The sequence below is a fragment of the Kribbella capetownensis genome (assembly GCF_004331485.1).
In the GTDB taxonomy this organism is placed as follows: domain Bacteria; phylum Actinomycetota; class Actinomycetes; order Propionibacteriales; family Kribbellaceae; genus Kribbella; species Kribbella capetownensis.
Map to the genome: position 1 here is coordinate 604175 of NZ_SJKD01000006.1, position 10980 is coordinate 615154.

The following is a 10980-nucleotide window of genomic DNA, read 5'->3' on the forward strand; positions in this document are numbered from 1 at the left end:
CCCGCGCAAGCCTACTTGCTCCTCAGACCTGATCCCGCACGGCCTCCGCGCAGCCGTGCGGGATCACGTGACTGGTCTCACGGCATTGTCAGCGGGCGAAAGCGGTGAAGGCCGAGAACTCAGCGTCCGGAGTGGTGCTGGTCAGACCGGCCGTCCACAACCGCCCATCGGCAGCGGCGGCTCCGGTCAAGGTGCCGTAGGCGGCGTCCGGGCTCGGCGCTTCGACGAACTTCGAACCGCGGTACTCCAGCACGTAGGGCTTCGCGAAGACCCTGTTCCCGGACTCCTCGAACCGCTCCCCCACGGCGATCGGACGGTTGTCACGCAGCGCGACGTCGTACAGCTGCGACCACCCGGTCGGAGCCGGCACCCGAGTCCAGGAGACACCGTCGTAGTGCAGGACCAGCGGACGGTCCTGGGCGACATGCTCCACACCGACGAGCCAGATGTTCTTCGGGCCGGCCACCGCGATGCCGGTGGGGATCTGGGAACCATCAGCCGGTACGTCGTCGACCAGCGTCCACCGCTTGCCGTCGAAGTGCGCCAGTCCGCCGTTCAGCCCGAGCCAGGCGTCTTTGGCGGAAATGACGGCCAGGGTGTTGCCGTTGATGGATCCCTCGAGTCCTGTCGTCAGTGGCTGCCACGATCCGCCGGAGTACCGGTAGACGACGGCGTGCTCCTGCCCACCGACGTTCGCCCAGCCGGCCGCCCAGACGGCGCCGTTCGGACCGATGGCGACGCTGCCGAACGACCCGGTCGGCACGGACGGCCCCGGTACGACGCGCCAGCGGGTGCCGTTCCAGTGCATGACCAGCGGCTTGGGGGTCGCGGGATCAGCACGGTCCTCGCCTACCGCCCAGACGTTCTTGGCGCCGGCCACTGCCACACTCTGCAGCGTCGCGTTCGTGTCCACCGGCTGCGCGGTGGCCTTCCAGCGCTTGCCGTCCCAGCGCAGCGCGAGCGGCCGCTGGTCCTGGAACCCGTCGACCTGGTCACCACCCACCGCCCAGGTCTCCCCAGCCCGGCTGTCGATGTCATCAAGGTTTGCCGGCTGCCGCCCGGTCGGAGTCACCGTCCACTGCGACGCCGCCTGCACGGCGGCCGGCTGTGCTTCCGCAGTGATCGAACTGCCTGTGAACACGCACGCAACGACCCCTAGGACCGCCGCAAGCCTGCGCATCCCCCGATTGTTCTCCCGCACAGAACCCCTCCAAGTCACCCTCCGGCCCCACGCGAGTCGCAGGCACCACATCTGTAGACGCCACCACTCCCACATCCCGTCACACCTGACCTGCGATTGGTCTGCGCATGGCGCGGTGCGGATCGGAGGGGGAGACTGGGCCGCGTGGGGGCGGCCCGGGGACGGCCGAGCTCCCGGCTGGTCGGCCGGGGGACGGAGCAGGCGCTTCTCGCGGATGCTTTGACGGGGACCGCGAGCGGGCATCCGTGTGCGGTCGTGGTGCACGGCGAAGCGGGTGCCGGAAAGACGCGGCTGGTCCGAGAGGTCTGTGACGCACCGGATGGCGACGTGCAGGTCCTCTGGGGGTCCTGCGTGCACTTCGGTGGGGCGTCCGTCCCGTTCGTGCCGGTGACAGGCGCACTCCAGTCCTGGCTGACCCAGGCCGACTCCCAGCGGCGTACCGAGGTGCTGGCCGGCGCGGGCGAGCTGAGCGCCGTACTCCCCGCACTCGGTGGCGTCGGGTCGGGCGAACCGGGTCGGCTGCTGCCGCTGATCGACCTGGTGTTCGACCGCATCGCTGCCCAACGGCCGACTGTGGTCGTGATCGACGATCTGCAGTGGGCGGACCGTACGTCGCTGGACGTACTCGCCTACCTGATCACCGGCTTCCGCGAGCAACGGCTGGCTCTGCTGGCGACCTGCCGCGACGAGCAACGCGGTGAGGGCCACCCGCTCCACGGCTGGCTCGCCGACATGCGCCGGATGCCGTCGTTCACCGAGCTCCACCTGGACCGGCTCGACCTGGCCGCCACCGAGTCCCAGGTCGAAAGCCTGCTCGGCCACGCGGTCGACATCGAGCTGACAGCCCAGATTCACGAGCGGTCGGCCGGCAACCCCTACCTCACGGAGCTCCTGGTCCGAGGACTGTCCGGAGACAAGCTCCCGCCGGCCGCGCCCGCAGTCCTCCGCGACGCGCTCCTCGCCACCTGGCACAGCCTCTCCGCACCAGCCCGCCAGGCAACGCGGGTTCTGGCCGTCGCCGGTCGCCCAACCGATCTGGACGTGACGACAAGTGTCGCGGCCGAACACGGTGTCGAGTCCGCGGAGCTGCCGGCGTGCTTGGCTGAGGCCGAGGACCAGGGCGTCGTACGACCGGAGCGCGATGGCCGGCCGTGGTTCCGCCACCCGCTGCTCGCGGAGGTCCTGTACGACGGCATGCCGCTGGGCGAGTGCGCACGGGTTCACTCGACGTACGTGCGGGTGCTCGAGTCGATGCCGGCCGACGTACCAGGGCGTGCGGCGGATCTCGCCGTACACAATCAGCGGGCGGGGAACGCGGCGGAGAGCTACCGATGGTCGATCGCGGCTGCTGAGCAGGCGGCGTCACTCCGGGCCGCCGGCGAGCGGGCCGTGCATCTGGAGCGCGCCTGTTCCCTGTGGGAGGCGGTACCACCGGAAGTCCGCGGGCCGGAGCACCTCGATCTACTCCGTCAGACGAGCCAAGCCTGCGGCCTCGTCGGCCAGCTAGCGACGGCGGTCAGTCTGGCCGAACAGGCTTTGAGACTGGTGGACCCGGTCCGCGATCCGCTGCTCACCAGCACGCTGCTCCTGGCGCGTCGCAAGCTGTCGCTGCCACGTCCGGAAATGGCCCAGGCAGTCGACCCCGAGCTTCTCGAGGCGGTGCGACTCACCGAGCCGTACCCCGACAGCCCCGAGCGAGCTCAGGCGTTGGCAGCACTCGCTGTCGCTGAACATTGGGATGCGTTGGACAAACAGGCGTGGGCGGATGCCGAGGACGCTGTCGCGGTCGCACGACGATCGGGGTCGGCACTCGCACTCGCTGCTGCCCTCAGCGCCCGGTCGGTCGCCCACCTCTACACCGTCGGGAACTCTCTGGAGGACGCCGAGGAGGCCGTGCGACTGGCGCGATCGTGTGACTCGGTCGAGTGGCTGGAGGACGCTGCGACGTGGCGCGTGCACAGCTTGTACAACCTGGGCAGGATCGCCGACGCCACAGCGTCGGCGCTGGAGGTGTGCGACGCCGTCGTCGAGAGAAGCTCGGATCATCTTCTGACCTCTCTCGCGGCAGGCGGACTGCTGGATCTGGGGCAGTGGGACGACTGTCGTCGGCTCCTGCGGACAGCCTTGGCGGCCCGGTCCGCCGGCCGAGGTGGCGCATCGATTCGGCTGACGGCGGCACAGTTGGCAGTACGGCAAGGACGGCTGGCAGAGGCCAGGCTGCATGTGGAGCGCGCTGCTGAGGTGATCGCGGCAGACTTCACCGGGCTGCGGGGACTGTTGACGACGGCCCGCACCGAGGTGCTGGTGGCATCTGGTGAACCGCAGCGGGCGTTGGAGATTCTCGTGGAGGAGATCTTCATGCCGCACGGGCTCTACAACAGCGTCCAGGACGAGTGCCTCCCGCTGTTTGCCGGAACCGCTGCCGACGTCGCGCAGGCGGCCCGTGATGCCGGTGACGACGAGGAGGTCGCACGGGCGATCGCCGTACTCGATGAGGGGCTTGGCAGATGGCCGGTGCCACCGTTCACGGTGGAGCGTGAAGACGTCCTGGACGAGGCGGCGTGCAAGGCTCTGTTCGAGGCCGAGGTCGCTCGCTGCAAGGGTTTGCCAGGCCAGGCTGAGCTCTGGCAGCGGGCAGTCGATGCCTGCCATCTAGGCACCGATCCGTGGCAGGAAACCGTCTCCCGCGTCCGGTGCGCCCGCGCCGAACTCTCCGAAGGCGCACCGGCCTCCGCAGTCAGCCAGCTCCTGCGCGACGCGCACCACCGTACGCTCGAGCTCGGCGCCGAACCCCTCAGACGCGAGGTCGAGACTCTGGCCCGGCTGGCCCGAGTCGACCTCCGAGAACCGGTCGCGATGCCAGCCGAGTCCCCCGCCCCACTGGCCGCCCTGACAGCCCGCGAGCGCCAGATCCTGACCTACCTCATGGCCGGCCGCTCCAACGGCGACATCGGCAGAGAACTGGTCATCACCGAAAAGACGGTCAGCGTCCACGTCTCCAACATCCTCCGCAAAACCGGCACCACCAACCGCCTAGAAGCCGCCGCCCTGGCCGAGCGCCTGGGCGCAGCCCAAACCCCGCCCAAGCCAACCGCCTGACCCACTCGCCACACCCTCACACCCGACAGGATCCCCAGGTGGACACTTGAGCGGGTGCCGATGCCGACCGCCCGTGGGGTATTGAGACCGCCGAGGGGCGCACCGAGTTTGTTGTGTGGGAGTGACCCCTGCGGGAGGAGGATGGCGTTGGCATGGAGCAGGTTGGGAAGCCGGGGAGGGGACTCGGCTGCCGGAGCGGCGGATGACCAGGAGCGAACCATGGGACTCACTCTCGGAGCGATCGTTCTCAACGTGAAGGAGGTCGGCCCAGCGGCCGAGTTCTGGCGCCAGGCCCTCGGGTACGGCGCCGCACCCGACAACCCCGACTTCCTTGTCCCGCCCGGCGGCCGGCCCACCGAACTCCACCTCGACGAAACCGACCGCACCCACCTGGACCTCTGGGTCGACCGCACGACCTCCACCATCGAGGCCGAAGTCGACCGCCTGATCGCCCTCGGCGCCCGCCGCGTCGAGGACTGGACCTACCCGCCGAACGCAGACTTCGTCGTCCTGGCCGCCCCCGACGACACCATCTTCTGCATCATCGGGTGAGCGTTCCCACCCGCGGGATTGCCCTGCTGCTGAACGCGTTCGGGCTCCCGCGTCTGCCACTGCAGGTCCAATCAACCGGCCCGCAGTACGACGACCTCACCGAACGCTGGCTGGACGCGTCGCACGGATGGCAGCCGCCCGACGACACAGCGACGTACCTCCGCTGGCTCGCAACCCACCGCGACGTACTGTTCCACGGCAGCCAGCGCGCCGACCTGGACCAGCTCACACCGGACCGCGAATCGGGCGACAGTACGGCGTTCGGCAACCAGCGCGCGGTCTTCGCCACGGACGACCCGATCTGGGCGATGTGGTTCGCGCTCCTGAACCGCAGCCCCGGATACCGCTCGACCCGCAACGGAGCCTGGTCGGTGCGCGGCGGGCACGACCGGCACTACTTCTTCTCAGTCGACAGTGACCAACCCGACGCAGACCTGCTGACCCCCGGGTGGCTCTACGTCCTCCCCCGCTCCGGCTTCACCCGCGAACGACCCGCCGCCGGCCTCGTCCAGTCCGGTCAATGGATCAACCCCAACCCAGTAAGGCCAATCGCCCACCTACCGGTCTCCCCCACCGACTTCCCCTTCCCGAACCACGTCCACCGCCACACCCCGAGAACCGGCATGCTCCGCACCCTCTGGAACCGTCGGCGACCGACCTGATCGGATCGACCGCCTCAGCCGGCGAACGAGCCCTCCGCGAAGGCCTGCGCAGACCTCGCCACCGCCATCGAGGTGGCGTCGTTGCGCCTACCTCGCGTTCACGGCGGCGTACGCGCCCGGATCCGGCCAAGACGTCGTACGCGCGACTGAAGCCGGCGAGGCGATCCGGTTGGTCCGAGTACTTCGCGAGGTCGGTCCGGGGAGCGATGATCTCGACGCACTGCAGGCGTTGATGATGCTCCAGCACTCTCGCCGTGACGCACGCGTCGACGACGGCAAGCTCGTATTCCTTCCCGATCAGGATCACGACCGCTGGCGCCCAACCGAGATCGCCGAAGCACTCGCCCTCCTGACTCTGCTGGCCCAGCAAGCACCGTCCACGCCGTACTTGCTTCAGGCACTCATCGCGGCCGAGCACTCGATCGCACCGACCGCCGCCGACACTGACTGGATTCGCATCGCCGAGTGGTACGAAGAGCTCGAGCTCATGACGGGATCGCCTGTGGTTCGGATCAACCGCGCCGTCGCCGTTGCGGAGGCGGACGGTCCGACCGCCAGACACGGCCTAAGCCTGCTCGACGGACTGCAGCTGCCCGGCCACCGTCTTCCCGCGGTGCGTGCCGAGCTCCTGGCCCGCGCCGGTCGTCCCGACGAGGCACTGACGGCGTACGACGCCGCCCTCGCAGCCTGCGACAACGCGGCTGAACGGGACCATCTGACGCACCGACGAGCAAACCTCCGGCCCTGAGGTTTGGCATGCTCACCGACATGGCTGATGGAGCAATGGTCGACGTCGGGGATGTCACGTTGTTCGTCCGGGAACTCGGCGAGCGCGGCGAGAAGCCGTCGTTGGTGGTGATGCACGGCGGCCCGGATGTCGGCCACGGCTATCTGGTGCCCGGGTTGGAGCCGTTGGCTCGCGACCATCACGTCGTACTTTTCGACTTCCGGGGTTGCGGCCGGAGCAGCCGCGGCCTTCCCGACGAGGATCTTCAACCGGAGTACGTCGTACAGGACACGCACCGGTTGATCGACAAGCTCGGCCTCGGGCAGGTGGATCTGCTGGGTTTCTCCACCGGCGGCAGGGCGGCGATGCAGTTCGTCGACAAGCATCCTGAGCAGGTACGGCGGCTCGTGCTCGCGTCGACCACGGCGTACACCGATGGGGAGCAATACCTGGTGGGCTGGGAGGAATACGAGCGGCGCCAACGCGCGGAGGACGCGGCCGGCGGGAGGCTGCGGAACTCCACCGTCTTCGTCTGGGACCTGGACCTCGTACCGGCGTACCTGGAACTGCTGGAGGGCCCAGGTTCCGACACCGGCGACTGGAGCGAGGAACGCGCGATCAACGGCGACATGCACCCGTGGTGTCCCGGCGACCCCGAACGCATCCTGCGCGACTTCGGCAAGCCCATCCTGATCCTCCACGGCGAGCAAGACATGGGATTCCCCGTCCAGTTGGCCCGCCGCCTCCACGCGGCCCTCCCCACCAGCGACCTGGCCGTCATCCCCAACACCGCCCACATGTGCCACTTCGAAAGCCCAACCACCTGGGCTCACCACATCCGCGAGTTCCTCCAGTCGCCCTGAGCACACCGGAATACTTGCTGCCATGGTGAACGAGGTCGGTGGTTGGGTCTGGCCCGCAAACGTCCGCAAGGCACTGGAGTACATCTCAGCGTGCGTCGACTATCGCTTCGACGACCTCGACTGGATGGCCGTCGAGACCGCACTCCCCCACACCAGCTGGGACTCTCCCGAAGGCTGGTACGACTACCCCATCGTCGGCACCCAGACGCTCACTGTGTTCCTGGCCTGCGACCCCGGCGACCCGGTCTGCATCAGAGTCCAAGGAGACCTGGACCCGGTCCAATTCGCCACCATCGAAACCACCATTTCCCTCCTCGCCGAGATCGAACCGGCCGACAGTCAGCGGCCGAGTTGCCGCAGCCAGGGGTGGTTGTTGTCGGTACGACGGATCATGTCCCGGAGCCAGAGCTGCTTGGTCTCACTCAGCAGCGGCCAGACGCACGCCAGATCGCGCTCGTCCTTCGTACGCCGCTTCCGGGCCTTGAACAGCAGAACGATCTCGGGGTTGAGGTAGCGAATCCCGTCACCCGCAACCCATGTGACGTCTTCCAGCGGGGCAATGTGGTCCGCGATGAACTTGTTCGTCCACAGTCCGTCGCGATCCGGCGTCAACGGCAGGTCGATCACCCACGGCGCATCACCGTGTTCGCGCACCCAGATCTGACTCGCCGGATGAAACACCTCCGGATGCCGATCGGTCAGCGGCCGCATGTCCTCCCCGGCAAGACACCACAGATGCCACCGATCCCCGACATGCGCCCTCAGTGCAGGAACATCAGAAGCAAGGATCGAGACATCCACGTCGCCATGCCGTCGGGCCACGCCCGTGAACGCATCGACAGCCCACCCACCAACCACCCACCAGGGTCGGTCGAACCCCTCCATGAACCCGGCAACCCCAGCCAGATCCATCGCCTCCCAGCGCCCATAGAGCCGAGCCCAGTACGCCGCCTCAGCCACCTCATCCGCCGTCGGCCCCCATCCCTCAGGCCGCTGCTTCATCCAGCCGCTCACAGACTTCGGCGTACGACGACGTTGCGTTTCGCCTTGGTGCGTTCCTCGCCGTACACCGTGAAGCCGGCAGCGACAAACGTGCTCAGCATCCCGCGCCCAGGATCGCCGGGCATGGCCTTGACCGGATAGGCCTCCACCAGCCGCGCGCCTGAATCGCGGGCGTATTCGACCGCCGCCTCCACCAGCGGCAGCGTCGTACCACGTCCGCGATACCCACTCTTCACGAACAGACAGTTGATCGCCCAGATCGACTCATCCTCCGGCTCGTCGATCGGCAACGCCCGCGAGTGGACGATCGCGTAGTACTCCGGCCGCGGCGCAACCGCACACCAAGCAGCCGGCCGCTCATCGACATACCCGATCAACCCAACCGGCGACCCCGCCCGCACAAACCCCTCCAAGGCGGCCCGATTCTCCGCGCTGCCATTCGCCGCAACCACCGAACTCGGCAACCGCCGAGCCATGCACCAACACCCCCGCGTCCCCCCACTGGGCCCGAACAACTCAACCAGGTCGTCCCACCGCCCCTGATCAACCGCCCGAACCGTCACGTCCATCCCCGCAGTCAACCACCGCCCCCCGACAGAAACCCGCCCCCCAGAACCCGCTGCAGCGAATCATGATCGACATGAACTCAGCCCCGGTACGTCGCCCCGCATCCCCCCGGCGCCTGGACCGCGACTTCTACCTCGTCCGCAGTGATGTGGCAGGCCGGTGGAGTCGCACATGAACACCCATAGGTCAGCCGGCGGCTAACTAGGATGCTCGGCATGGACGGGATCTTGGCTGGCTCAGGTCTCGGGTTGACTCGGGGAGAGGTGAGCCTGGAACCGAGCGATCCAGCGTGGCAGGCGGCGTACGGGCAGGTGGCTTTGAAGCTGCGGGCAGCTCTGAGCGATCTGGCGATTGCGGTGGAGCACGTCGGCTCCACCGCCGTACCAGGACTGCCCGCCAAGCCAATACTCGACATCGCTGTAGGCCTACGCCCCGCGGCGGACCGGGACACCGTGTTCGAGGCATTGCAATCGCTCGGCTTCATCCACCGAGGGACGGTCGAGGAGGACGAGGGACTCACCATGATGTTCGGCTGGGAAGACACCCCGCGACATCGGATCGTCAATCTCCACGTAGTCACACACGACACCCGGCGCTGGCGCGAATGGCTGTCCTTCCGCGACCAACTCCGAGCGGACCAGCAAGCAAGGGATGCGTACGCCGACCTCAAGGCCGACCTGGCCCGCAAATTCCCCAACGACCGCAAGTCCTACATCGCCGGCAAAGACACCTTCGTACAACGCATCCTCACAACCTGACAACCTGACAACCTGACCGAGGCTCCAACACGTCAACCTGCTCCGTGGAGCAGAGCGCCCGTCGGCCCGGGTCCTGTCAGCAAATCCATTGGCCCTCGGACCAGCCGCGGCAAGAACAGTTGGCCGTCATACCTCGAGGCCCGCTGGCGGCTTGTTTCACCACTAACGCCCAACAACCCACCAGCCAGCCCAAAACCCGCCACCCACCGACAGCACCCGACGCAGGACGACCCGCAGCTCGGGTATGCGGGAAGGTTGCTCCCCCGCCAGGTTTCGATCCTGGTCTTCGAGATTCAAAGTTGCCGCCGACCTGTCCGCACGGGTCCACGCAAGCCTGTCCCCCACCCCCGTCCGAGCCTGATCCCGACCCACATCGCGGCTGGTCGTCCACCCCGATCCACACCGTTTGTTAGCAAATCCGTTAGCAAGATCGCTACCTGTGCGACACCAGAAATCGGAGAAGCGGCACCTGCTGCGCCATGAGAGAGTCACGTGTGACCACAACGCCACCCATAGAGAACGTCCGGGTCCTCCACCGCACGGGTCAATGGTGTCCCGGCCGCCAGGTCGGAGAGGTCGTCGCCTACGACGTGCGGATCCTGCCTGAGTATCAGGTGCTTGGACGGCCGACCATCGATCGCAGCTACCTGTTGCTCGACCAGGGCGTCCAGTTGACCAGGCCCGTTGTATTCGAGGGCCCAGTAGAAGGTTGGTGGTACGTCGACCTGGTCGAGATCGAACTCACCGAAGCCGGACTTGTCGTCCATGACCTCTACGTTGACTTCCTGGTGCCGCCCGGTGCTGATCGCTACCACGTCCTGGATCTCGACGAGCTCGCCGATGCCCTCGGCCAGGGACAGCTCACACCCACCCAGTGCGCCACCGTCCTCAGCAGAACGCAACGCTTCATCGACCGACACCTGCGCGCTGCCGAGACGGGTTCCGTTGATCCTCCGCGTCGGTTTCCACCGGACAGCATCGCCGCGCTAGAGCCGCTTCCTTGCTTCCTTGAATGATCCCCAGGAACGACACGCAGCGGAACATGGCCTCGTCCTCGGCGAGACACAGCCGACCGCCCGCTCGTCTTCCCGTCTGCCGTTCAGCCCACGCGTAGCGCGATCAGGAGACGCCAGAGGGGCCAAGATGGAGCGCCCTGCCGGACGAACGATCTTGGCCCCTCTGGCGGCTCCTGATAGGTCCTGACTGGGCTGGGCGGCAGACGGGAAGACGCACCCCCGACCCCCGACTCAGTTGCCGGCCGATTCCGACCCGTCATCCCGGAGTCGTGAGGCCCCCGCCGGAGGCAAATGCTCTTGGCTCCTCTGAAGACACCGAGAGCGGGCGCGGGCGGTGAACGGCCGGAGGCCGCATGCGCACGTCCGCGCCGCGCGCCGAAGGCGCGCCTTGATCCATAAGAGCCCAACTCGGCAAACAGCGAACGGGTGGGGACTGTCCTCCGTCGACTGATGTGCGACACCCGTCCGCCAGGTGATCTGCGACAGTGGCTGGTTCGGCCAGTCTGGGTTTGACGTTCTCCGTGGGGGCGTCG

Annotated in this window: 10 protein-coding genes; 7 read left to right on the top strand and 3 right to left on the bottom strand. The window is 67.7% G+C overall.

The window, feature by feature from the left end:
* Nucleotides 1-88 precede the first annotated feature (88 nt).
* Complete coding sequence (locus tag E0H75_RS27925; protein ID WP_165554065.1) at nucleotides 89-1141, bottom strand: beta propeller repeat protein; 1053 nt, start codon at nucleotides 1139-1141, stop codon at nucleotides 89-91.
* Nucleotides 1142-1345: 204 nt separating this feature from the next.
* Here E0H75_RS27925 and E0H75_RS27930 point away from each other — a divergent pair, with 204 nt between their 5' ends.
* The 5 genes from E0H75_RS27930 to E0H75_RS27950 all read left to right on the top strand — a co-directional run bounded on the left by E0H75_RS27930 (nucleotide 1346) and on the right by E0H75_RS27950 (nucleotide 7104).
* Nucleotides 1346-4300: a helix-turn-helix transcriptional regulator gene (locus tag E0H75_RS27930; RefSeq protein ID WP_131516599.1), complete on the top strand. Its 2955-nt coding sequence runs from the start codon at nucleotides 1346-1348 to the stop codon at nucleotides 4298-4300.
* Nucleotides 4301-4519: 219 nt separating this feature from the next.
* The gene (locus tag E0H75_RS27935) at nucleotides 4520-4852 is read left to right on the top strand and encodes a VOC family protein (protein ID WP_131516600.1); all 333 of its coding nucleotides are present in this window, start codon (nucleotides 4520-4522) and stop codon (nucleotides 4850-4852) included.
* Entirely contained in the window at nucleotides 4849-5514 is a 666-nt protein-coding gene (locus E0H75_RS27940) for a hypothetical protein (RefSeq protein ID WP_131516601.1), read from the top strand. Before E0H75_RS27935 ends, E0H75_RS27940 begins: the two co-directional genes overlap by 4 nt.
* 4 nt (nucleotides 5515-5518) lie before the next feature.
* A complete protein-coding gene (locus tag E0H75_RS27945) occupies nucleotides 5519-6262 on the top strand; it encodes a DUF6596 domain-containing protein (protein WP_337589519.1) in 744 nt (247 codons plus the stop codon).
* A 20-nt stretch (nucleotides 6263-6282) separates the two neighbouring features.
* Nucleotides 6283-7104: an alpha/beta fold hydrolase gene (locus tag E0H75_RS27950; RefSeq protein WP_165554067.1), complete on the top strand. Its 822-nt coding sequence runs from the start codon at nucleotides 6283-6285 to the stop codon at nucleotides 7102-7104.
* A gap of 339 nt (nucleotides 7105-7443) precedes the next feature.
* Here E0H75_RS27950 and E0H75_RS27955 read toward each other — a convergent pair whose 3' ends face one another.
* Entirely contained in the window at nucleotides 7444-8106 is a 663-nt protein-coding gene (locus E0H75_RS27955) for a nucleotidyltransferase domain-containing protein (protein ID WP_131516603.1), read from the bottom strand.
* An 8-nt stretch (nucleotides 8107-8114) separates the two neighbouring features.
* Nucleotides 8115-8582, bottom strand: a complete 468-nt coding sequence (locus tag E0H75_RS27960) for a GNAT family N-acetyltransferase (RefSeq protein WP_165554069.1) — start codon at nucleotides 8580-8582, stop codon at nucleotides 8115-8117.
* Nucleotides 8583-8888: 306 nt separating this feature from the next.
* Between E0H75_RS27960 and E0H75_RS27965 the strand changes: the two genes are divergently transcribed.
* Together E0H75_RS27965 and E0H75_RS45225 are read left to right on the top strand one after the other, a co-directional pair.
* Nucleotides 8889-9431: a GrpB family protein gene (locus tag E0H75_RS27965; protein WP_165554071.1), complete on the top strand. Its 543-nt coding sequence runs from the start codon at nucleotides 8889-8891 to the stop codon at nucleotides 9429-9431.
* Nucleotides 9432-9910: 479 nt separating this feature from the next.
* Nucleotides 9911-10447 (top strand): DUF402 domain-containing protein, encoded by a 537-nt coding sequence (locus E0H75_RS45225; protein WP_475009189.1) that lies wholly within the window; start codon nucleotides 9911-9913, stop codon nucleotides 10445-10447.
* The last annotated feature ends 533 nt before the right edge of the window (nucleotides 10448-10980 follow it).